Origin of the sequence: Azospirillum sp. TSO35-2, assembly GCF_003116095.1 — a bacterium.
Lineage (GTDB): Bacteria > Pseudomonadota > Alphaproteobacteria > Azospirillales > Azospirillaceae > Azospirillum.
In genome coordinates this window covers 1329619-1352044 of record NZ_LGRA01000021.1, presented here as the reverse complement: position 1 = coordinate 1352044, position 22426 = coordinate 1329619, and the positions used below count along the sequence as shown (strand labels likewise).

Genomic DNA, 22426 nt, shown 5'->3' with positions numbered 1-22426 from the left:
GACCTTACTTCTTCTTCGATTCCAGCGGCGGGGCCGCGTAGACGAAGCGGTCGAAGCTGTATTCCGCGACGCGGAACCACAGATACTCTTCCTCGCGGAACTTCTTCCAGGGCTCGTAGATCTTGCGGAACTTCTCGTTCTTCGCGGCCTCTTCCTCGTAGGTTTCGATGGCGGCCTGATAGCAGGCCTGCATCACCTCGTTCGGGAACGGGCGCAGCTGGGTGCCGGCGGCGACCAGACGCTTCAGCGCAGTCATGTTCTGGACGTCGTACTTGCCCAGCATGTCCAGCGTCGCGTCGGCGCAGGCCGCCTGCAGCGCCGCCTTGTAGGTCGGCGGCAGCGACTCGAACTTCTCCTTGCCGAACAGCATCGACACCTGCGGGCCGCCTTCCCACCAGCCGGGGTAGTAGTAGTACTTGGCGACCTTGTTGAAGCCGAGCTTCTCGTCGTCATAGGGGCCGACGAACTCGGCGCCGTCGATGGTGCCCTTTTCCAGCGCCGGGTAGATATCGCCGCCGCCGATCTGCTGCGGCACGACGCCCAGCTTGGCCATGATGGTGCCGGCGTAGCCGCCGATGCGGAACTTCAGGCCCTTCAGATCCTCGACGGTCTTGATCTCCTTGCGGAACCAGCCGCCCATCTGGGTGCCGGTGTTGCCGGCGCCGATGGCGACGAGGTTGTGGCCGGCAAAGAAATCGGCCATCAGCTCCTTGCCGCCGCCATGGGTCATCCAGGCGTTCTGCTGGCGGGCGTTCAGGCCGAACGGCATCGCCGCGTCGAAGGCGAAGGTCGGATCCTTGCCGACGTAATAGTAGGAGACGGTGTGACCGCACTCGATCGTGTTGTCCTTCACCGCATCCAGAACCTGGAGCGCCGGGACGATCTCGCCGGCCGCGAAGACACGGATCTGGAACTTGCCATCGGTCAGCTCGGCCACGCGCTTGGCGACGAACTCAGCACCACCGTAGATGGTGTCGAGGCTCTTCGGAAAGCTGGAGGCGCAGCGCCACTTGATCTCGGGGTTGCTCTGCGCGATGGCCGGTGCCGCGATCGTGGTGGCGGCGACGCCCACACCGGCGGAGGTCAGAAAAGCACGACGTTTCATCCAGAAGCTCCCTTGTCCATTCTCTGTTCTGCGTTCTTGTCGCCGGACCGGCTGGCGCCGGACCGGACCCGCCGCCGTCACGTCCCGTGTGATCGGGAGCGAGCGCCGTCGGGCGAGCGGGGAAAGTGGGAATGGTTGGGGATGCGCGCTCGGCCGGCCCGGACGGCGCACCGCAGGACACCGCGGGGACGGGGCGCCGTCGCGGCACCTCACCGTCCACGCGGTTTCCCGGCGTTGGTGTGCGTTTCCTCCCGTCCATCCGGGCTTGCCGCCGGCCTGTCGGCCGATCCGTCCCAGCTTTCTTTTGCTGCGCGGATTATGCAGGAAGCGAACGGTCCGGATCAAGCGCGAACGGCAATTGGATTTTGTTATTCAGAGGTTTATCGGGGCGACGCGAAGCCGTCGGGTGGGTTCAACCGCGCAAGGCGGGGCGGGGGAACGCCGGCTGACGAACCCCCACCCCCGGCGTTCCCCTTACGTGAAGCGGTTCTGCTTCGGGAAACCGTTCGGCGGCATCTTGCCGACGCCGGCGCGGTCGGCCATCCAGCCGGTCAGGTCGGTGACGCGGAAGACCCGCTCGCCCTGCTTCCAGGTCAAGCCGTCGGCCAGCGCGAAGGTCTTCACGTCGGCGACGCTGGCGTCCTTGTACTTCTGCAACTGGACGCCCTTGCCGCGGGTCATCACCGGGACCTGATCGAGCGGGAAGACCAGCAGCTTGCGGTTGTTGCCGATGATCGCCAGCGTGTCGCCGGTCACCGGCTGGCAGATGCGGGCGACCCGGCCATCCTCCAGGTTCAGCACCTGCTTGCCGGCGCGGGTCTGGGCCAGCACCTCGGTCTCCTCGATGCGGAAGCCGCGGCCGTCGTCCGACACCACCAGCAGGGTGCGGTCGGGCTGGTGGCGGAACAGGTCGACGATGTCGACGTCGTTGCCGAGGTCGATCATCAGCCGCACCGGCTCGCCGAAGCCGCGGCCGCGCGGCAGCTTGTCGACACCGAGCGTGAAGAACTTGCCGTTGCTGGCGAAGACCAGCAGCTTGTCGGTCGTCTCGCACCGCTCGATAAAGCCGCGCTCGTCGCCGTCCTTGTACTTCACATCCTCCATCTCGGCGTCGGTCAGGTGACCGCGCACCGTGCGGATCCAGCCCTTGGCGGAGCAGATGGCGGTCACCGGCTCGCGCTCCACCAGCGCGTCCAGCGGCACCTCGATCACGGCGGGGGCGTCGGCCACGTCGGTGCGCCGCTTGCCGAGCGCGCCGCCGCCGAACTTCTTCTTGATCTCGGCGACGCTCTCGGCGATGCGCTTCCAGCGCAGGGCCTCGTCGCCCAGCAACTCCAGCAGGCCGTTCTTCTCGGTGGTCAGCGTCTCGTGCTCGCGCCGGATCTCCATCTCCTCCAGCTTGCGCAGGTTGCGCAGGCGCATGTTGAGGATGGCGTCGGCCTGCACGTCGGTCAGGGTGAAGGCGCGGATCAGTTCCTGCTTCGGCTCATCCTCCTCGCGGATGATGCGGATGACCTCGTCCAGGTTCAGGTAGGCCGCCAGATAGCCGCCCAGCACCTCCAGCCGATGGTCGATCTGCCGCAGCCGGTGGTTGGAGCGGCGGACCAGCACCTCGTGCCGATGGTCGAGGAAGGCCTGCAGCACCTCGCGCAGGTTCATGACGCGCGGCACATGGTCGGCGCCCAGCACGTTCATGTTCAGCGAGAAGCGGATTTCCAGATCGGTCGCCTGGAACAGCGAGGCCATCAGCACGTCCGGATCGACGTTCCGGCTCTTCGGCACCAGGACGAGGCGCACGTCCTCCGCCGATTCGTCGCGCACGTCCTCCAGCAGGATCAGCTTCTTGGCCAGCAGCAGTTCGGCGATCTTCTCGACCAGCCGGGCCTTCTGCACCTGATAGGGGATCTCGGTGACGACGATCTGCCAAGTGCCCTGCCCCAGCTTCTCCACCTCCCAGCGGGCGCGCAGGCGGAAGGCGCCGCGGCCGGTGCGGTAGGCCTCGATCACGTTCTCCCGCGATTCGACCAGCAGGCCGCCGGTCGGGAAATCGGGGCCGGGCATGAAGTTGACCAGCGTCTCGATCGACGCGTCGCGGTGCTTGATCAGATGGCGCAGCGCGTCACAGATCTCACCGACATTGTGCGGCGGGATGTTGGTCGCCATGCCGACGGCGATGCCGCTCGACCCGTTGGCGAGCAGGTTGGGGAAGTTGGAGGGCAGGACCGCCGGCTCGTCACCGTCGCCGTCGTAGGTCGGGCGGAAATCGACCGCGTCCTCGTCGATGCCTTCCAGCAGCGCCTTGGCGACCTCGGTCAGCCGCGCCTCGGTGTACCGCATGGCGGCGGCGTTATCGCCGTCGATGTTGCCGAAGTTGCCCTGGCCGTCGATCAGCGGGTAGCGCACGGCGAAGCTCTGCGCCAAGCGCACCAGCGCGTCGTAGACCGAGCTGTCGCCGTGCGGATGGAACTTGCCGATCACGTCGCCGACGACGCGCGCCGATTTCTTCGGCGGGGTCGTCGGCTCCAGCCGGAGCTGGCTCATGGCGAACAGCAGGCGTCGGTGCACCGGCTTCAGCCCGTCGCGCACATCGGGCAGCGAGCGGGACATGATGGTGGACAGCGCGTAGCTGAGGTAGCGCTCGCCGAGTGCGTCGGCCAGCGGCTTTTCGAGGATATCGGAGGCAGGGTCTTGCGGCTTCATGACAGCGGGGTCTACCAGATCTGGGCGGAACGCGCTACCGCGTTCGCGTAACGTTCTCTCAAGCGGTCCCGGGCGGGCGGCAGCGGGCCGTTCAGCACGTGCCGCTCCAGGAAATGGGCGGTCAGCCGCAGCCCGTCGGTCACCGCCGCCGGGCCGCCGCCGCCACGCCCGGCGAGGAAATCGGGCAGCGGCAGCAGCCGGTCGCGGTAGGGTTCGCCCACCGCCGCGGTCACCGCCCGCCCGGTGCGCGGGCTGACATAGGCGAGGTAGTCGTTCGCCCCCGACACGGCGCAGCGGTCGAGGTCGAGCCCGAAGCCGAGTTCGGCCAGCAACCCGACCTCCCACCGCACATAGGACTCGGCCCAGGCCGGGCTGTCGAGCAGGCCGAACAGCGCCAGCAGCCCGTCGAACAGCGCCGGGTGCGCCTCGTGCTCGGGCAGGGCCGCTTCCACCAGGGCGCAGGCGCTGGTCAGCGCCGCCAGCGCCGCGGCGTCGTCGAACAGGCTGGCGGCGTAGCCCTTTTCCGGCTCCAGCGTGAAATGGCCGAGATGCTCGGGCAGGCGGCCCCGCCAGCGGGCGGCGACCAGCGTTCCGGGCTCCAGCACCCCGCGCATGCGGTGCGACCGGCCGCCCATCACCATGCCGGCGTGCCGCCCATGCTCGCGGGTCAGCAGGGTCGCGACGGCGGAGCCCTCCCCTTGCGGGCGGGATGACAGAACGATTCCCTGATCGGACCAATCCATGGGGGTGCCGTTCACAAGAAGGAATGACGCGGGGCGGGCTATCCTAATATAGGAAAAAATCTCACCAAGGAAACCTCTCTCGGCGTCGGGACCGGACGGCGGAGGAGTTGCAGGGTGCGACGAAATTTCACCGTTTTTTCACCAAACTACGGATAAACTGCCTGTCCAACCGGTGGGACACCCCGCCAACCGCTGGCCGCCGACAGGTCCGACGAGGGGTCTTGAACACCAACATCGACCGATATCTGCTGGCGGAAAAGGCTGGCTCCGAAGGCGTCTGGGACTGGGATCTGAGCAGCGACACGCTGTACCTCTCCCCCCGCTTCAAGGATTTCCTCGGCCTGCCGCCCGGCGACCTGAACCGCCCGGCCGACTGGCTGTCGCTGGTCCATGGCGAGGATGTCGACTGGCTCCACGCCTCGTTCGAGGCGCAGATGGTCGGGCTGTCGGTGCCCTTCCAGATCGAGCACCGGGTCCGCCGCGCCGACCTGCCCGCCGGGGCCAAGCCGCACTGGCGCTGGCTGGTGTGTCGCGGCATGGCGGTGATGAACGAGCGGGACGAGCCGGTCCGGCTGGTCGGCTCCGTCGCCGACATCACCGACCGCAAGCACGCCGAACAGGAACTGCGCCGCAGCGAAGAGCGCTATGCGCTGGCCGCCGCCGCCAGCAACGACGGCCTCTATGACTGGGACCTCGTCACCGATCGGGTCTATTACTCGCCGCGCTGGGCCTCGCTGCTCGGGCTGACACCGGCCGAGCTGACCGACCAGCCGCAGGAATGGCTGGACCGCGTCCACCCGTCCGACCGTCCCGCCCTGACCGACGCCCTGGCGGCGCTCGGCAAGCCGACGGCGGCGGGCGACGGCGAGACCGCGTTCCAGGTTGAATACCGCATGCGCAACGCCAGCGGCGCCACCCGCTGGATGGCCTGCCGCGGCATCGCCGTGCTCGACCCCGCCGGCAGGCCGATCCGGCTGGTCGGCAGCCAGGCCGACGTCACCGACCGCAAGACCGCCGAACAGCGCCTGCGCCAGAGCGAGGAGCGCTACGCGCTGGCCGCCGCCGGCGCCGCCGACGGGCTGTGGGACTGGCACATCGACAGCGGCGAGGTCTATTACTCGCCGCGCTGGAAGGCGATGCTGGACGCCGGCGACGCGGAGATCGCCGGGACGCTGGACGCCTGGTTCCAGCGCGTCGAGCCGAGCGACCTGGACGGCCTGCGCACCGCGATCAACCTGCACCTGACCGGCGAGCGCGAGCACCTGCAGCACGAGTTCCGCATCCACCGCAGCGGCGGCGAGGAGATGTGGATGCTGGTCCGCGGGCTGGCGGTGCGCAACGCCAAGGGCTGCGCCGTCCGCATGGCCGGCTCGATGACCGACATCACCGCGCGCAAGAAGGCCGAACAGCAACTGCTGTTCGACGCCTTCCACGACGGCATGACCGGCCTGCCCAACCGCACCCTGCTGCTGGACCGCATCGGGCAGGCGCTGGACCGCAACCGGCGGGCGGGGGCGCGGCCCTTCGCCGCGGTGATCATCGACCTCGACCGGTTCAAGGCAATCAACGACGCGCTGGGCTCCGCCACCGGCGACCGGGTGCTGCGGATCATCGCCAAGCGGCTCGACAACAGCCGCCGCGTCGGCGACACGCTGGCCCGCCTGTCGGCCGACGAGTTCGCGGTGCTGCTGGACGACATCGGCGACGCCGGCGACGCGCTGGGCGCCGCCGAGCGGATGGCCCGCGCCATCGCGCGGCCGGTCTCGCTGGAGGGGCATGACGTCGTGCTGACCGCCTCCATCGGCGTCGCGCTGAGCCAGACCGGCTACGACCGGGCGGAGGACATGCTGCGCGACGCCAGCCTCGCCATGTACCGGGCCAAGAGCGGCGGGCGGGCGCGCATCGACCTGTTCGACGCCAACCTGCGCCGGCAGGCGATGACCGCCATGCGGATGGAGGCCGATCTGCGCGCCGCGCTGGAGCAGGGCCAGCTCTGCCTGCACTACCAGCCGATCATCGAGCTGGAAACCGGCGCCATCGCCGGGTTCGAGGCGCTGATGCGCTGGAACCACCCCGACCGTGGGCTGGTGGCGCCCGGCGAGTTCATCCCGTTGGCCGAGGAAACCGGCCTGATCGTGCCGATGGGCCGCTGGGCCCTGGATGAGGCGGTGCGCCAGCTGGCCGACTGGCAGGCCCGCTTTCCCCGCCCGACGCCGCTGTTCATGAGCGTCAACGTCTCGTCCCGCCAGTTCCGCGACGACGATCTGGTCGGCGCCGTGCGCGACCTGCTGGACGCGGTGCCGATCCCACCGTCGAGCCTGAAGCTGGAGCTGACCGAAAGCCTGCTGATGCAGGATCCCGACGAATGCCGGATGCTGATGCAGAGCATCCGCGACATGGACATCCGGCTGTCGATCGATGATTTCGGCACCGGCTATTCGTCGCTGGCCTACCTGCACAAGTTCCCGGTCGACACGCTGAAGATCGACCGCACCTTCGTCCAGGCGGTGTCGTCGGGCGAGGGAAACGCCGCCATCGTCCAGGTCATCGCGACGCTTGCCACCATTTTGCGGCTGGACGCGGTGGCGGAAGGGGTGGAAACCGCGGAGGAAGCGGTGTATCTGCGCGACATCATGTGCAAGTACGCGCAGGGATACCATTTCGCCCGTCCGGCGCCGTCGGCCACGGCCGAACGCCTGCTGGCCGCCGAAGACGAACGCGCGGTGCTGCGGGCGTCCGCCCTGCCCGCCTTGTCCGTCCAGGCCTGACCGCCTTTTTTGATTGGAGTCGTCGTTATGTCCGACCGCACATGCGGGGAATGCACCCTGTGCTGCAAGCTGATGGGTGTGCCGGAGTTGAAGAAGCCGTCCGCCAAGTGGTGCGCGTCCTGCGACCAGGGCAAGGGCTGCTCGATCTACGAGGAGCGGCCGCAATCCTGCCGGAACTTCCAGTGCTTCTGGCTGATGGACGAGAATTTCCCGGACGAATTCCGCCCCGACCGCATCCACGCGCTGGCCGCCTTCAACGACGTCAAGAACAGCTGCGTCCTGCACGTCGATCCGGCCAAGCCGCGCGCCATGGGCAGCCCCGAGGTGCAGGCGCTGACCGACGCGCTGCTGAAGGTCTACGAGAAGGTCTTCTTCCTGTGTGGCAAGGAAAGCGCGATGATGCAGCGCTGACGCCGGCGCCCTTCGGACCCGGACGCGTCAGTTCTCCGAGCCGGGTCGTCCGCCCTGGGGCGGCCCGATGCTGGTGTCGTGGACACGGACGGCGTCCTCGATGCCGATCGCCAGCAGGCGGGCGACGCAGTCATAGCCGCGGTCGTTCTGATGCACGCCGTCGGGGCCGATCAGATCGGTGACGGCCACCCCCTGGGACTGGACCAGGGAGCGCATGACGGCGAAGCGGTGGAACAGCCCGACACGCTCGGTCGCGGCGATGCCGGCGATGCGGCCCAGCATCTCCGGCGCGCGGTCCTTTTCGATCATCCTGGGCGCGTATTGCAGATCCATCAGCACGATGTCGACGCCGGCGGCGCGCAGACGCTCCACCCCCCGGCGCACCGCCCGTTCGCTCACATCCTGGTTGCCGTCGCGCAGCACCGTGTTGGCGCCGACCTGCCAGATGACGAGATCGGGCCGCGACGCCAGCGCGTCGGCGTCGAGGCGCCGTTCGGTCTGGTCGTCGGTCTCGCCGTTGACGCCGCGGTTCAGCACGGCGATGTCCGACGTGCGCAGCCGGGCGCGCAGGTGATCGGCCAAGCGGGCCGGGTAGGTCTTGTCCGGCCCGCTGGCCCCCGCCCCGGCGGTCGAGGATGATCCGATGGCGACGATGCGCAGCGGCGCCCCGCTGGCGATCCGCTCAGACAGCCGCGGCAGCGGCGCGGACAGGCCGGCAACGGCGCGCGGCGCCTGGCATTGCACGGACGGCGCGTCGGCCGCCCGGGCGGCAAGCGGTGCGGCGATGATGGTGGCGGCGAGCAGCGCCAGGAAACCGGCGCGCGACACGGCGTGACTCAATGACTGGCTCCGTTGCGACGGTCGAGCATGGTGGCGACGCTGTCCGCCATCAACTGTGCGACGCAACGGTGAACAAAGTCATAAGCACGCTGCTTGGCCGAGTCGGTTTCGTCGGCGAAGTCGACGCGGCCGTCCTCGACCCAATGGCGCATGATGTCGTAACGCGGGAAATGGAAGACGTCGGCCCGCTGCCCGGCCCAGGCCATGTACGTCACATAGGGCGCGAAATCGATCAGCTGGGCGGTGTGCATGCTGTACTGCATGTCCATGACGATCACGTCGGCGCCCCGGCGCTGCGCGGCGGCGATGCCTTCGTCCAGGGCGGTGCCGAAGCTCTCCGGATCGAGATTGCGCATGGCGTCCGCCGTGCCGGTCTGCCAGACGACCAGCGCCGGCCGCATCCGCTCCACCGCCTGCGCCAGGGGGCCGACCATCTCGGGCGCCACGCGGCCGGGCAGGCTCAGCACCGTCGTCTCCACCTTGCGGCCGGGCAGCCGGCGCGTCAGTTCGTCGGACAGCCGGGCCGGGTAGCTGATGGCGCCCGGCTTGGGATGCGGCTTGGCCGAGTTGACGATGAGGATCGACAGCGGCTCCCCCGCCTTCAGCCGCTCCGCCGCCCGGGGCAGGTCGGCGTCGGCGGACAGCACCGATGCGGGAACGGCGCAGGGATCGTCGACGGCCGGCTGAGCCCAGGCCCCAACCGGAAAGGCGACCGCAAGAACGGCCGCCAGCGTCTGTCCAACCCCGCGTCGTCTCATGCACCCATGTTCCTGCCGGTCGCCACCTGCGGGCGCCGCGCACGCTGCGCCGACCGGTACCAGGACAGGACCTTGGCCAGCAGCACCATCGCGCCGATGCCCAGCACGGTAACAAGGAACTGGGCGGAAAGCGAGCCGCTGACATGGGTCAGCACGGTCTGCGCGGCAAAGGACAGCAGCACGCCCAGGCAGAAGACGTGAAGCGACTGGCGCCCGCAATCCAGCACCGGGGCGACCAGCCAGCCCCTCAGCCAGGGGGCCCCGGCCGGGACCAGCCACAGGATGAGATAGACCAGCGCGAAGAAATGGACCAGCCGCAGCGGGTCGAGGTCGGTCTTGCTGATCGGGTAGATGATCTCGGTCAGCCGGGCCGGAAGCAAGGCGTGGAGCTGGGCGAACTGCCAGGACAGGGCGAGGAACAGACTGCCGATCAGGAACAGGACGGCCGCCGCCATCACCGGAGCGCGCGCGCGGGTCACGACGGCGCGCAGGCCGGGCAGCCCCTGGAGCACGGCGCCGAGGATGAACAGGAACTGCCAGGTGAAGGGGTTGAAGTACCAGACGCCGCCATCCGGGTGGGTCGGCAGGTTCCAGCCGGACAGGCGCGCGGCGACGTACAGCGCGGCCGACCCGCCCAGCACCGCCAGGGGCTGCCGGCGCAGCAGCGGAAGAACCAGCGGGAACATCAGCAGCAGCACGATGTAGAGCGGCAGAACATCCAGGTTGGCCGGCCGGAACTTCAGCAGCAGCGCCTGGGTCAGCGCCGTCACCGGGTCCTGGAAATAGGTGGCGATCCCCATCTCCTCCGCGAACAGCGGGCTGTCGAACGCCCGCGCGGTGTAGGCGATCTGGGCGGTGAAGGCGAAGAACAGGATGATGTAGGTGACGTACAGCGTCCAGCAGCGGTGCAGCACCTGCGCCGCCGCCATCGGGAAGCCCTGCCGCCCCAGCGTCTGGCCATAGACCATCGCCGCGGTGTAGCCGGAAATGAAGACGAAGGTCTCGGTCGCGTCGCTCAACCCGAAATTCCGCGGCGTCAGCCAGGAGATCTGGTTGGCCGGGATGTGGTTGATGAAGATGAACCACAGCGCGAGGCCACGGAAGAAGTCGAGCCGCAGGTCACGCTGCCCCGTCGGCTCCGCCGATGCCCCCGCCAAAGCTCGGTCGCTCATGATCGTCCAGCCCGCACCGGTCTGCCCTGTCCTGATCAACACGCGACGGGCGGCGATGGATCATCGGCCACCCTGCGGATTGCCGCACGCGGTGATTGCGGGCGGCCTCCCAGACATAGGAAGGATGGCGGAGGTTGCGAGCTGTTTTGACGCAGACCGGCGGGAGCGGCCTATTTCGCCGTCGCGGTCAGCGGGACGCGGCGTTCGACCAGGGCCGACGTGACCTCCTTGGCCTTGGTCGGGTCCATCGCCGCCAGGATCGGCGCCGTCTTCTGCTCCTTCATCTTCTGGATGACGCCCAGCAGCACCGGCATGTCGAGTTCCTCGAAGATGCGGGCGGCTTCCTTCGGCTTCATCGTCTCGTAGATCTTCACCAGACTGTCCAGCTGCGCCGACTGCTTCTCGTCGCCCTGGCTCATCAGCTTCTGGATATCGGCGCGGGTCTTCTCCATCTCCGCCACCTTCTGGTCGATCCGCTTCTCGGCGGCGGCCAGCAGAGCCTCGCGCTGCTCCATCTCCTTGGTGCGGCGCTCGATCTCGGCGCGGCGTTCGGCGAAATGCTGCAGCAGCTCCTGGTTGTCGATCGGACCGAGCGGCGCCAGCGGCGCGCTGGCCGCCCCGCCCGCCGGCGCGCTGGAACCGCCGGGGGCCGGCGGTGCATCCTTGCCCACCGGCTTGGTCGAGGCGGCCGGCGGCGCCTGCAGCGGCGGGGTCGGCGGGGTCGAGCTTTGCGGGCCCTGGGCGAGGCTGACCGGGAAGTCGGGCAGCCGGGCGTCGTGGGTGGCGAGCCGCCACAGGTCGCCGACCCGCACGCCCAGCATCAGCACCGCCACGAAGATGGTCAGCGGCAGCAGCCGGAAGCGGGCGCCACGCATCCGTTCGCGCAGCCGCTCGCCCAGGGGACGGCGCGGCACCGCCGGTTTGCGCGGCTTGCCCTTCGCCTTGGCCTTCCGCGCCACCGGCTTGCCAGCCGTCCGCACGTTCGGGATCTGGGCCGGCAGTTGCGCTTGCTGGGCCTGCTGCGCGGCCAGCGTCGGCGAGGTTCGCACCCCGGTCGGCGCGGCACCCGCCGGGCGGATCACCACCTTTGGCTCCGCTGCCGGACCCGGGACCGGCCGGCCGTCATTCGTCCGCGTGCTCATCCGAGCCCCTTACCGGCGTTCTCGATCGCCTGCAGAAGTTCACGTTCGGCCCGCGACAGGCTCTCGCCCTCGCGGATGATGCTGGCGCGGCCGGCGTCCCGCGGTGCCGGCTCACGCGCCTCCGCCGCCGGTTCGGCCCGTGCCGCGGCGCGGCGCGGCAGGGTGTCGAGCCGGGCGGGCGGCGGCGCGTCGTCGTGGTCGTGGTCGTGGTCGTCCTCGGCCGGCAGGCGCAGCGCCGGGCGGGCGACCAGCGGCGCCTTCGCCGGGCTGCGCGCGGCCAGCGCCGGCATCACGGCGGAGCGGCCGCCATCGCGGTCACCGACGCCGCCCAGCCGGTTGGCCAGCGTGTCGCCCGCCTCCAGCATGAACTGCAGCTCGTCGCGCAGGGCCTGCGCCTTGATCACGGTGCGCTGGAGATCCTCGCCGGTGTCGCCGGCCGCCTTCTTCAGCGTGCGCACGCCGGTGTCGGCCCGCGCCATCGCCTCGTTCAGTCCCTGGATCAGTTCCGCCATCTCGCCGCGGCTTTCGCGCAGCTTGATGATCTGCTTGTTCAGGATGATCGCGTAGGCGATGGTCGCGGCCAGCAGGCCGACCATCACGACGTCGATGATGATGGAGACCAGCGGACTCATAGCCTCATGACCTCCTGCTTGGGCAGTTCCTTTTCCAGGCGGACGGCGATGTGCCCGCCCTTGCGCCCCATCCGCCCCTGGAACATCGACACGTCGCCGCAGCGCAGCTCGATCGCGCCATCCGGGGTGGCGTTCAGCAGGATCCGGGTGCCGACGCGCCAGTTCAGCACGTCGTGCAGCGTCATCGTCACCTCGTCGAGCACGGCGGACAGATCGACGTCCGTCACCATCAGCTCCGACGCCAGGTGGGTTTCCCAGATCGAGTCACGGCCGAACTTCTCGCCCATGAACATCTGGAGCAGCAGCTCACGCACCGGCTCCAGCGTCGCGTAGGGGATCATCAGCTCCAGCCGGCCGCCGCGATCCTCCATGTCGATGCGCAGCTTGACCAGAACCGCCGCGTTGGCCGGCCGGGCGATGGTGGCGAAGCGCGGGTTGGTCTCCAGCCGGTCGAAGCGGAAGGTGACGGGCGACAGCGGGTCGAAGGCGGCGGACAGGTCCGACAGCACCACATGGACCATGCGTTCCACGAGGTTGCGTTCGATGGTGGTGTAGGGCCGGCCCTCGATGCGCATCGCCGCGGTGCCGCGCCGGCCGCCCAGCAGCACGTCGACGATCGAGTAGATCAGCGCCGAGTCCACGACCATCAGGCCGTAGTTGTCCCACTCCTCCGCCTTGAAGACCGACAGCATCGCCGGCAGCGGGATGGAGTTCAGGTAGTCGCCGAAGCGGACCGACGAGATCTGGTCGAGGCTGACCTCGACGTTGTCGGAGGTGAAGTTGCGCAGGCTTGTCGACATCATGCGGACGAGGCGGTCGAACACCACCTCCAGCATGGGCAGGCGTTCGTAGTTGACCAGCGCCGAGTTGACCAGCGCCATGATGCCGGAATTGTCGCCGTCGCCGGCCCCGCCCTGGTCGAATCCGAGCAGGCTGTCGATCTCGTCCTGGTTCAGGACGCGGGTCGACCCGCCGCCGCCGCCCATGTCGCCGACGTCGCCGCTGTCCTCGGCCAGCGCGGCCCATTCCGCGGCAAGCCGTTCTTCTTCGCTCAGTTCCTCGGTGTCGCTCATGGATCCGGCCCCCGCCCTTACTGGACCAGCATTTCTTTGAACAGCACGTCCTTCACCTTCACCGGATAGGCCGCGGCGGTGATGCGCAGCAGCAGTTCCTGGCGCAGCCGGTACATGCCGGCCGACCCGCGCAGATCCTCCAGCCGCAACTCGCGCAGGTAGACCTGGAAGTTGTCGATGATGCGGGGCAGCACATGCTCGACCGCCGCCACATCCTCCGGCTTGTTCAACTGGATCGAGATCTTGATCTTCAGAAAGGCGGGCCGCTTGTTGCCGGTGTTCAGGTTCACCAGCATGTCCGGCAGGTCGTAGAAGACCGGGGCCGCGTGCGGATCGGGCTTGCCCGGCTCCGCCCCATGCTCGCCCTCCGCAGCGGCGGCGTGCTCACCCTCCGCCGCGTGCTGCTCCTTGCCCAGCAGGCTGTCGAGCAGGCCGGAGAAATAGACCCCGGCACCAGTGCCGATCAGCAGGACCAGGGGAAGAACGACGAACAGGACCAGCTTCTTGCCGCTGAATTTCTTTCGCGGCAGGCCTTCGGTCGAAAGTTCGCCGGCGTCGGTTTCGGCAGCCATGGGACCCTGGAGCGTTCGAGAAGCGCAATCCTGCGCACGACCTCCCCAAAGCTACTTTTGGGATAGTTAATAACTCCTTTCGAGTGAGGGGTGGGACTGGCCGGGCGGGTAGGTTTCCACGGCGCGGCACGGTTTTTGATTGGGTCCGTCCGGAGTTCCGCGCCCGGTGTTGCCATATGGCATCGCTGCCGGCCCCGGCATCGGCGCGTCCGGCGCCGACGCCCCGCTGACGCGCCCGGACTCCGCCCCGCCGCCCGCCACGCCCGCAAAGGGCGCGGCCGGGCCGGATCGCATCGCCCCGCCGCCCCCTTCGCGGCGGGAACGGGAGAGTCTTGCCCGTTCGGACCCGGCAAGGACGGCCCACGTCCCGGCAGAATCTGCCCGGCATCCCCTGCCCCACCCGGCGGGACCGCCCCCGGCTTGCCCGGAGTCCTGGATTTCCGCGGCTCACGGCCAGTTGGCACGCCGCCTGCAATACCCCTTATCGCCGGTCGGACGGTTCCGCCCGACCCCATGTTCCAGGCAAGAGGCCGCAAGATGGAAAATTCGATCTACGTCGCCATGTCGCGCCAGATGGCGCTGCAACGTCAGCTCGACGTGACGTCGAACAACATCGCGAACATGAACACGACCGGCTACAAGAACCAGCGCATGCTGTTCACCGAGTATCTGGAAAAGCCGGGCCTGCACGAGAAGGTCAGCTTCGTCCAGGACCGCGCCGTGGTGCGCGACCTGACGGTCGGCGGCATGACCCAGACCGGCAACCCGCTGGATCTGGCGCTGACCGGCCAGGGTTACTTCACCGTCGATACCGCCAGCGGCCCGCGCTACACCCGCGCCGGCAATTTCCGCCTGAACGACCAGCGCCAGCTCGTCGACGGCGGCGGCCTGCCGGTTCTGTCCAACAACGGCCAGCCGCTGACCATCCCGGCCGGCACCAACGACGTGAAGGTCAGCGGCGACGGCACCGTCGCCACCGAGCTGGGCCCGGTCGGCAAGCTGAACATCGTCACCTTCAAGAACGAGCAGTTGATGACCGAGGTCGGCAACGGCCTCTACGTCACCGACGAGCAGCCGACCCCGGCCCCCGTCGAGACGAAAGTGGCACAGGGCTTGCTAGAAGGTTCGAACGTGAAGCCCGTCGTCGAGATGACGCAGATGATCGACATCCAGCGTCAGTACATGTCCGCCCAGCGGATGATCGACAACGAGCATGAACGCATCCGCAGCATGATCCAGAAACTGGGCCGCAGCGCCTAAAAGCCGCCCGACGACGAGAGGAGAAGACCACAATGCGCAGCCTCGCCATCGGCGCCACCGGTATGATCGCCCAGCAGCTCAACGTCGAGACGATCTCCAACAACATCGCCAACGCGACCACCACCGGCTTCAAGAAGCAGCGGGCCGAGTTCCAGGACCTGCTGTACCAGAATTTCCGCCGCATCGGCTCGACCTCGTCGGACGCCGGCACCGTGGTGCCGACCGGCGTGCAGGTGGGTGCCGGCGTGCGCATCGCCGCGGTGGCCCGCGTGCTGGAACAGGGCAACCTGAACATCACCGACAACAAGATGGACGTCGCCATCAACGGGTCGGGTTACTTCCAGGTGACGCTGCCCAGCGGCGACACCGCCTACACCCGCGCCGGCAACTTCAAGCTGTCGCCGGAAGGCATGATGGTCACCGCCGACGGCTACCCGATCCAGCCGAACATCACCATCCCGACCAACGCGGTCGACGTGTCGATCAACTCGTCGGGCGAGGTGCTGGTGAAGCTGGACGGCCAGACCGCCACCCAGAATGTCGGCCAGATCCAGCTCGCCACCTTCGCCAACGCCGCCGGCCTGGAAGCCACCGGCGACAACCTGTTCATGGAATCCGGCGCGTCCGGCCAGGCGGTGACCGGCAATCCGGGCGCCCCCGGCTTCGGCCGCGTCACCCAGGGTGCCCTGGAGACCTCGAACGTCAACGTGGTGCAGGAGATCACGACCCTGATCACCGCCCAGCGCGCCTACGAGATGAACTCCAAGGTCATCAAGACCACCGACGAGATGATGCAGCAAGCCAGCCAGATGAAGTAACGCCGGCCTCCGGTCCTTCGCCTCGGCCTCACCTCGGGAACCGCCACCATGATCCGCACCCTCGCCAACCGCCGCCTGCCCGCCCTGCTCCTCGGCGCCGCCCTGCTGACCGTTCCGGTCGCCGGGCTGGCCGCCACGGTCTCCGGCACGGCCTCGGGCACGGCCGCGACCGTTCCGGCGCCGGATGTCGTCTTTGGCATGCCGCATGTCGAGGCGGTGCTGTCCGACGCGCTGTCGCGGGTGGTGACGGTCGGTCGGCTGCAGATGGAGCTGGACAGCCGCGCGGTCGAGCTGCGCGCCCCCCAGGGCGCCGGCGGCCTGACGGTGGAGAACCTCTATTACAGCCCGGTGCAGGGCCGCTTCGCCGCCGAGGTGGTGGTGACCGGGACCCAGCCGGCGGTCCGCCTGCCGGTGTCCGGCCGCGCCTTCGGCGTCGTGCAGATCCCGGTGCTGACGCGCCGCGTCATTCCCGGCGACGTCATCGGTCCGGGCGACGTCGACTGGCAGGACGTGCGCGCCGACCAGACCACCAGCGACACCGCCGCCACCGACGCCCAGCTGATCGGCATGACGCCGAAGCGCGGCGTGTCGACCAACCAGCCCGTCCGCCTGCGCGACCTGCAATCGCCGCGCATGGTCGACAAGGGCGCCATGGTGACCATCACCCTGACCACCCCGGCCATGTCGCTGACCACGCAGGGCAAGGCCCTGCAGGACGGCGGCCGGGGCGACGTCATCCGCGTCGTGAACACCCAATCCAACCGCGTCGTCGAAGCGACGGTCGCAGGCCCCAACGTCGTCGCCGTGGCAAAGCCCGGCATCATCGCGCAGTAAGGAGAAAGCTCCCATGTCCGCCACCACCAAGACTGCCCGGATTGTCCGCTTCGCGATGATCGCCGCCGCCGCCACCTCGCTGACCGCCTGCGGCGCCGCCTCGCGCATCGCCGACATCGGCAAGGCGCCGGAGCTGAGCTCCATCCAGGATCCGCAGGCCAAGCCCGGCTACCAGCCGGTCAGCCTGCCGATGCCGACCCCGTTGCCGACGGAGCGCAACCCGAACTCGCTGTGGCGCACCGGCGCCAAGGCGTTCTTCAAGGACCAGCGCGCCTCCAAGGTCGGCGACATCATGACCATCAACATCTCGATCAACGACAGCGCCAAGGTCGCCGACGAGAGCAAGCGGTCGCGCGCCAACACCGAGGCTGCCGGCATGCCGAACCTGTTCGGGCTGGAAGGCGCCACCCTGAGCCGGGTGCTGCCGGCCGGCGCCTCCGCCTCCAACCTCGTCAACCTGAACAGCAACACCTCCAACGACGGCAAGGGCTCGGTCGACCGCAACGAGAAGATCGACCTGAAGGTGGCGGCGCTGGTGACGCAGACCCTGCCCAACGGCAACCTGGTCATCCAGGGCCACCAGGAGGTCCGGGTGAATTTCGAGGTGCGCGACCTGCAAATCCACGGCGTGATCCGCCCCGAGGACATCACCGCCCAGAACACCGTCAGCTACGAGAAGATCGCCGAAGCTCGCATCTCCTACGGCGGCCGCGGCCAGATCACCGACGTCCAGCAGCCGCGCTATGGCCAGCAGCTCTACGACATCATCATGCCGTTCTGACGGGCTGGGACGGCGCACCGGACCGAAAGGGGGCGACGCCCCCTTTCGCCATGCCGGCGGGCCAGCGTCGATGCTCGCCAGGATGGACATTTCTGCCGGGCGGTCGCTTCTGCCGCGCCGTTCCTGCCGGCTGCCGGACGGCGGCGCTTACTGATAGCCGCCCTGGGTCGCCCGTTCCTTCGCCGCCTCCTCCTGCGCCTTTTCGGTCCGGCTGTCGATCCGGCCGGTGTCCTTGGGCTGCGGCTTGGGCTGTTGCGGCTGGCCGTCAGGTTGAACGGCAGGCTCGGCGTCGTTCCGGGGTTGGTCGGTCATCCGGGGTTCCTCGCTGGTGGCGCATGGAGCTGCGACAGCGGGGAAACAGGCGGGCACGACGATGATCACGCGCCCGGCTTCAGCCCGCCGGCCGTTTCCCGCCCAAATTGTCCCCGTCCGGATCGCCCTCGTCGCCCAACGCGGCGTTGATCTGGTCCAGCGTGCGGCCGCAGCCGGTGCAGACATCGCCGTCGATGGCGCACATGCCCAGGCAGTCGGGGTCGTCGCTCATTCAGTGGGGCTCCCGTTGCGGAAAGGGGTGGTATAATCCATGTCCTTGCCATCCGCCCCGGCCTCCAACGACGGACGGAGACGCGCCAAGCGTGGGGCCGGGACGGGAGGGATCCCTAGCGGAAAGACGGGAGGGGCTCAATGCCGGAAGATCGACGGCCGGATGATGCCACGACGAACGACGCGCAGGCCCGGCGTCTGCGCGACATGGCCGACGCCCTGCGCACGATCATCGCGGAAGCGGAGGCGGCGCGCTCCGCCCTGTGCGAGAACGAACTGGTGATCCGGTTGGACACCATCACCGCGACGGCCCGCAAGGCGATCGGCGACGGCGGGCCGCGGTAAAGCCGTCGCGCGGCGGGAAGGCCCTGCCCATCGGCGGTAGGGCGCGCGCCTTCCCCGACTCTGTGATTGCCGGTCCTTCGTCGGGCGGCTAGATGTTCGCTCCGTTTGACCATGCCACAGAGGCCGCGACGGCCACAGAAGGACCGGATGCCGACGGCATTGCTTGTATCCTGCGCCATGTACCGCTACAGCGCCGCCCGCATGCCCTATGCGCTGAAGGCGGCGGGTTTCCGGGTCTTCGCCGTGTGTCCGAAGAACGCGCTCTTGCAGTTCAGCGACTTCCTCGACGGCGGACGCGTGTTCGCCGAAACCCCGAACGTCGACGACCTGATCACGGTGATCGCCTCGACGGCGATCGAATGCCGGCCGGACATCATCATCGCGTGCGATGGCCGCGCCGACGATACGCTCGCGCTCGCGGCGCAGCGGGTGAACGGCGGTGGCGGTGAAGACGCCGCCTGGGTCCGCCGGATCATCGGCCGCTGGTACGGCGGCGGCGGCCCCCGGGAGAGCCTCCGGTCGCTGTGCGTGGAGATGGTGGCGTCCGCGGGAATACGGACGCCGCGCCAGATGGCGATCGACGATCGGACCAGTGCCGCCGACCTCGCGCCTCTCGGCACGCCGTTGATCGTCAAGCGGGACAACAGTTCGGCCGGGTGCGGCGTGGCCAAGGCCGAATCGGCGCAGGACGCCATCGCGCGGATGGCCGACCTGCGGATCGCCGGCCCGCGGACCGAAGGCGACGGCGACGGCACGGCGGGCCATGCGCGCATCGTCGCGCAGGAGTTCGTTTCGGGCCCGTCGGCATCGGTGTCGTTCAGCGCGCTGGACGGCCGGATGCTGGAGGCCTTCCCATACCGGGTCCTCCACCACCAGCCGGAGCCCTTCGGCCCATCCTCGGCCATCGAAATCGGCAACCATCCCGCCCTGCTGGACATGGCGCAGCGGGTGGTGGCGCTTCTCGGCTTTTCCGGGTTCGGCGGCATCGACGCGATCCTGCCGGACGACGGCAGCGCGCCGGTGTTCCTTGAGGTCAACACCCGCCCCACCCAGACCACCCACCTGGGGAGCCTGATCGGTGCCGATCTCTGCCGCGCCATGGCCTGCGCCCTGACCGGGCAGCCGTATCAAAGCGACTTCGACCCAACCCGCCGGCTGTCCATGGCCCTGTTTCCGGGCGAGTGGATCCGGGACCGCAACAGTCCCTATCTCACCCGCTTCTATCACGACGTGCCCTGGCAGGAACGCCGGATGACCGCGGCGATCCTGAGCATCACGCCGCAGCTCCATCCCGGCTGAGTCGCGCGTCCCGCACCGGTCGGCGCCCCTGTCTCATGCCAGGGCCGGAAAGTGCCGACCACCGGTCGGACCTTTCCGGAGCCGGCATCATTCCAGCGCGATGTCCGCCGTCACCTCGTGCGTCAGGTCGAGGCCATCGACGGTCAGCACCATGCGGGCGCGCAGGGTTTCGTTCCCTTTCAGCCGGCCGTCGCCCAGCGCCCGGCCGACCGCCAGTTCAAGCTCGCGCTGCGAGGTGACGCCGACCTGCTTCAGGAATTTGCGCAGGCCGACGTTGAAGGTTTCCTGGTCCATGGGGCCTCCCCGGGGAAAACGGTGTCTCGGCACCAGTGTCCGAACCCCCGGGGCGGCCGATTGGTTCCGGAAAACGGCTTAGTCGCGCCAGCCCATCCGGTTGTTGGCGACGCCGGCCGGGGAGCCGTGGCCCTCTTCGGCCGAGGTCAGCCCGGTGTTGACCCCGTCGGACGCCGCGCACGACAACCCGCTGCAACCGGCACCCGGCCGCTCGGTCAGGCCGCAGCGTCGTTCGCCCCGGACGCCGGACATTCCGCCGGGCAGAGCACGCCGGGACCGCCCTCCTCCCGCGGAACGAGGCGCAGGCCGGCGGTGGTGAAGGCGGCGGTCAGCAGGGTTTCCGTGCTTCGGTGCAGGGCGTGTCGACCCTTTTCGAAGTCGCGGATGGTGCCGCGTGACACCGCCGCCCGCTCGGCCAGTTCCTCCTGCGTCCAGTCGAGGAAGCCGCGGGCGGCCCGGCATTGCCCCGGTGTCAGGATACCCTTCGTGGACATACTTTTTCACCCAAAACCTTGGCCAGAAACGTTGAAACCGATCATTTACACCACAATATGAGACGGGCCGCCCCGATTTCCACCCCCAGCCGCCGGGAACCGCCGCCCTTATGCCCCACCACGTCCCGCTGATCACCACCATGGTGGCCGCCATCGTCCTGGCCTTCCTCTTCGGCGCCACCGCCCATCGGCTGCGCCTGTCGCCGCTGGTGGGCTATCTGCTGGCGGGCGTCGCCATCGGCCCCTTCACGCCGGGCTTCGTCGGCGACCTCCACCTCGCCTCCCAGTTGGCGGAGATCGGGGTGATCCTGCTGATGTTCGGCGTCGGGCTGCATTTCTCGCTGGACGACCTGATGAAGGTGCGCGCCATCGCCATTCCCGGCGCGGTGGTGCAGATCGTCATCGCGACGGTGATGGGCTGGGGGCTGGCGTCGCTGTTCGGCTGGAGTCTCGCGGCCGGGCTGGTGTTCGGTCTGGCCCTGTCGGTGGCCAGCACGGTGGTGCTGCTGCGGGCGCTGGAACAACTCGACCTGTTCAAGACGGAGCGCGGGCGGATCGCCATCGGCTGGCTGATCGTCGAGGATCTGGCGATGGTTCTCGCCCTGGTGCTGCTGCCACCGGTCGCCCGCATGCTGGAAAGCGGCGGCGGCATCGACCAGGAGATGGTGCTGGCGCTGGGGCTGACGCTGGGCAAGGTCGCCCTGTTCGTGGCGCTGATGCTGATCGGCGGCCGGCGGCTGGTGCCCTGGGTGCTGGAACGCATCGCCCGCACCGGCTCGCGCGAGCTGTTCACGCTGTGCGTGCTGGCGCTGGCGCTCGGCATCGCCTACGGGTCGGCGACGCTGTTCAGCGTGTCCTTCGCGCTGGGTGCCTTCTTCGCCGGGATGGTGCTGAACGAATCCGACCTCAGCCACCGCGCCGCCGAACAGACCCTGCCGTTGCAGGACGCCTTCGCCGTGCTGTTCTTCGTGTCGGTCGGCATGCTGTTCGACCCGGTGGTGCTGATGCGGTCGCCCTGGGCGGTGCTGGCGACCATCGGCATCATCCTGGTCGGCAAGTCGGCGGCGGCCTTCGGGCTGGTGCTGCTGTTCCGCTATCCCCTGCGCACCGCGGCGACGGTGGCGGTCAGCCTCGCCCAGATCGGCGAGTTCTCCTTCATCCTGGTCGGGCTCGGCATGCAGCTCGGCATCCTGCCGGAAGAGGGACAGGGGCTGGTGCTGGCCGGTGCCCTGCTGTCGATCACCGCCAACCCGCTGCTGTTCGCCCTGGTGCAGCGGCTGTTCCCCGACGCGGCCGATCCCCTCCCGGCAGCCGACATCGCGCCGGAGTTGCACGACTACCAGGACCGCAGCGGGCATGCGATCGTCATCGGCCACGGCCGGGTCGGCCGACTCGTGGCGCAGGCGCTGAGGACGGAAGGGCGCGAACTGGTCGTCATCGACCTTCAGCGCGAACGGGTGAAGACCCTGCAGGCCGATGGCGTGCAGGCGGTCTACGGCAACGCCAACGCGGCCGGCATCCTGCAACGGGCGGGGGTGGAGGGTGCGGCGCTGCTGCTGGTCACCGTCCCCGACGCGCTGGAAGGCGGCGGAGTCGTGCAGCAGGCGCGGGCGCTCAATCCGACGATCGCCATCGCCGCCCGCGCCCACAGCGACGAGGCGGTGACGCATCTCGACCGCAACGGCGCCGACGCGGTGTTCATGGGGGAACGCGAGATCGCCCGACGGATGATCGAGTACGCCGACGAACGGCCGTCGGACATCGCACGGGCCACAGCCTAGGAAAGCCGGCGTCCCCAACCTGCGCGGGGCGCCCGGTCTTCCGATCGCAACGGCCGGAGAG

General features: G+C 68.9%; 23 protein-coding genes. 9 read left to right on the top strand and 14 right to left on the bottom strand.

Translation table 11 applies throughout. The features are described from left to right. Positions 1-4: 4 nt before the first annotated feature. The 3 genes from TSO352_RS22265 to recO form a co-directional block, all read right to left on the bottom strand. Positions 5-1105, bottom strand: coding sequence for a TRAP transporter substrate-binding protein (locus TSO352_RS22265; protein WP_109109397.1), 1101 nt, complete (start codon positions 1103-1105; stop codon positions 5-7). A 474-nt stretch (positions 1106-1579) separates the two neighbouring features. Then, the gene (gene parC / locus TSO352_RS22260) at positions 1580-3805 is read right to left on the bottom strand and encodes a DNA topoisomerase IV subunit A (RefSeq protein WP_109109396.1); all 2226 of its coding nucleotides are present in this window, start codon (positions 3803-3805) and stop codon (positions 1580-1582) included. A gap of 11 nt (positions 3806-3816) precedes the next feature. Continuing rightward, positions 3817-4548 (bottom strand): DNA repair protein RecO, encoded by a 732-nt coding sequence (gene recO, locus TSO352_RS22255; RefSeq protein ID WP_109109395.1) that lies wholly within the window; start codon positions 4546-4548, stop codon positions 3817-3819. Positions 4549-4769: 221 nt separating this feature from the next. On the opposite strand from recO, the gene TSO352_RS22250 reads away from it, so the two are divergent. Continuing rightward, positions 4770-7316: a GGDEF and EAL domain-containing protein gene (locus TSO352_RS22250; RefSeq protein WP_109109394.1), complete on the top strand. Its 2547-nt coding sequence runs from the start codon at positions 4770-4772 to the stop codon at positions 7314-7316. 27 nt (positions 7317-7343) lie between these two features. Next, positions 7344-7727, top strand: coding sequence for a hypothetical protein (locus TSO352_RS22245; protein ID WP_109109393.1), 384 nt, complete (start codon positions 7344-7346; stop codon positions 7725-7727). A 27-nt stretch (positions 7728-7754) separates the two neighbouring features. On the opposite strand, the gene TSO352_RS22240 is transcribed toward TSO352_RS22245, so the two are convergent. From TSO352_RS22240 to TSO352_RS22210, 7 genes are all read right to left on the bottom strand, one after another. Then, the gene (locus TSO352_RS22240) at positions 7755-8567 is read right to left on the bottom strand and encodes an SGNH/GDSL hydrolase family protein (protein ID WP_247872308.1); all 813 of its coding nucleotides are present in this window, start codon (positions 8565-8567) and stop codon (positions 7755-7757) included. Beyond that, positions 8564-9325, bottom strand: a complete 762-nt coding sequence (locus tag TSO352_RS22235; protein WP_146210781.1) for a hypothetical protein — start codon at positions 9323-9325, stop codon at positions 8564-8566. Before TSO352_RS22235 ends, TSO352_RS22240 begins: the two co-directional genes overlap by 4 nt. Beyond that, complete coding sequence (locus tag TSO352_RS22230) at positions 9322-10497, bottom strand: OpgC domain-containing protein (protein ID WP_109109391.1); 1176 nt, start codon at positions 10495-10497, stop codon at positions 9322-9324. Before TSO352_RS22230 ends, TSO352_RS22235 begins: the two co-directional genes overlap by 4 nt. Before the next feature lie 170 nt (positions 10498-10667). Next, positions 10668-11579: a hypothetical protein gene (locus tag TSO352_RS22225; protein ID WP_247872307.1), complete on the bottom strand. Its 912-nt coding sequence runs from the start codon at positions 11577-11579 to the stop codon at positions 10668-10670. 56 nt (positions 11580-11635) lie between these two features. Continuing rightward, positions 11636-12271, bottom strand: coding sequence for a DUF6468 domain-containing protein (locus tag TSO352_RS22220; RefSeq protein WP_109109389.1), 636 nt, complete (start codon positions 12269-12271; stop codon positions 11636-11638). After that, complete coding sequence (gene fliM / locus TSO352_RS22215; RefSeq protein ID WP_085556933.1) at positions 12268-13344, bottom strand: flagellar motor switch protein FliM; 1077 nt, start codon at positions 13342-13344, stop codon at positions 12268-12270. Before fliM ends, TSO352_RS22220 begins: the two co-directional genes overlap by 4 nt. A gap of 17 nt (positions 13345-13361) precedes the next feature. Then, positions 13362-13916, bottom strand: coding sequence for a flagellar basal body-associated FliL family protein (locus TSO352_RS22210; RefSeq protein WP_109109388.1), 555 nt, complete (start codon positions 13914-13916; stop codon positions 13362-13364). Positions 13917-14453: 537 nt separating this feature from the next. Here TSO352_RS22210 and flgF point away from each other — a divergent pair. The 4 genes from flgF to flgH are packed head-to-tail and all read left to right on the top strand — an operon-like array spanning position 14454 to position 17609. After that, the gene (gene flgF / locus TSO352_RS22205; RefSeq protein WP_109109387.1) at positions 14454-15176 is read left to right on the top strand and encodes a flagellar basal-body rod protein FlgF; all 723 of its coding nucleotides are present in this window, start codon (positions 14454-14456) and stop codon (positions 15174-15176) included. A 32-nt stretch (positions 15177-15208) separates the two neighbouring features. Further along, entirely contained in the window at positions 15209-15994 is a 786-nt protein-coding gene (flgG, locus tag TSO352_RS22200; RefSeq protein WP_109109386.1) for a flagellar basal-body rod protein FlgG, read from the top strand. Between the two features lie 48 nt (positions 15995-16042). Further along, the gene (gene flgA / locus TSO352_RS22195) at positions 16043-16828 is read left to right on the top strand and encodes a flagellar basal body P-ring formation chaperone FlgA (RefSeq protein ID WP_109109385.1); all 786 of its coding nucleotides are present in this window, start codon (positions 16043-16045) and stop codon (positions 16826-16828) included. 13 nt (positions 16829-16841) lie between these two features. Continuing rightward, positions 16842-17609, top strand: a complete 768-nt coding sequence (flgH, locus tag TSO352_RS22190; RefSeq protein WP_109109384.1) for a flagellar basal body L-ring protein FlgH — start codon at positions 16842-16844, stop codon at positions 17607-17609. Positions 17610-17756: 147 nt separating this feature from the next. On the opposite strand, the gene TSO352_RS33310 is transcribed toward flgH, so the two are convergent. Both TSO352_RS33310 and TSO352_RS22185 read right to left on the bottom strand, forming a co-directional pair. Then, positions 17757-17921 (bottom strand): hypothetical protein, encoded by a 165-nt coding sequence (locus TSO352_RS33310; RefSeq protein ID WP_158284620.1) that lies wholly within the window; start codon positions 17919-17921, stop codon positions 17757-17759. A 79-nt stretch (positions 17922-18000) separates the two neighbouring features. Next, complete coding sequence (locus TSO352_RS22185) at positions 18001-18153, bottom strand: DUF1289 domain-containing protein (RefSeq protein ID WP_109109383.1); 153 nt, start codon at positions 18151-18153, stop codon at positions 18001-18003. Positions 18154-18293: 140 nt separating this feature from the next. Here TSO352_RS22185 and TSO352_RS22180 point away from each other — a divergent pair, with 140 nt between their 5' ends. Both TSO352_RS22180 and TSO352_RS22175 read left to right on the top strand, forming a co-directional pair. Then, positions 18294-18497, top strand: a complete 204-nt coding sequence (locus tag TSO352_RS22180; RefSeq protein ID WP_109109382.1) for a hypothetical protein — start codon at positions 18294-18296, stop codon at positions 18495-18497. 147 nt (positions 18498-18644) lie between these two features. Further along, positions 18645-19796 (top strand): ATP-grasp domain-containing protein, encoded by a 1152-nt coding sequence (locus TSO352_RS22175; RefSeq protein ID WP_158284619.1) that lies wholly within the window; start codon positions 18645-18647, stop codon positions 19794-19796. A gap of 87 nt (positions 19797-19883) precedes the next feature. On the opposite strand, the gene TSO352_RS22170 is transcribed toward TSO352_RS22175, so the two are convergent. Beyond that, positions 19884-20090 carry a DUF6494 family protein gene (locus tag TSO352_RS22170; protein ID WP_109109380.1) on the bottom strand — a complete coding sequence of 69 codons (207 nt, stop codon included), beginning with the start codon at positions 20088-20090 and terminating at the stop codon, positions 19884-19886. 215 nt (positions 20091-20305) lie between these two features. Then, the gene (locus TSO352_RS22165; RefSeq protein WP_109109379.1) at positions 20306-20584 is read right to left on the bottom strand and encodes a helix-turn-helix transcriptional regulator; all 279 of its coding nucleotides are present in this window, start codon (positions 20582-20584) and stop codon (positions 20306-20308) included. 110 nt (positions 20585-20694) lie between these two features. Between TSO352_RS22165 and ybaL the strand changes: the two genes are divergently transcribed. After that, on the top strand, positions 20695-22365 hold the full coding sequence (gene ybaL, locus TSO352_RS22160) for a YbaL family putative K(+) efflux transporter (RefSeq protein ID WP_109109378.1): 1671 nt from the start codon (positions 20695-20697) through the stop codon (positions 22363-22365). Positions 22366-22426: the final 61 nt, after the last annotated feature.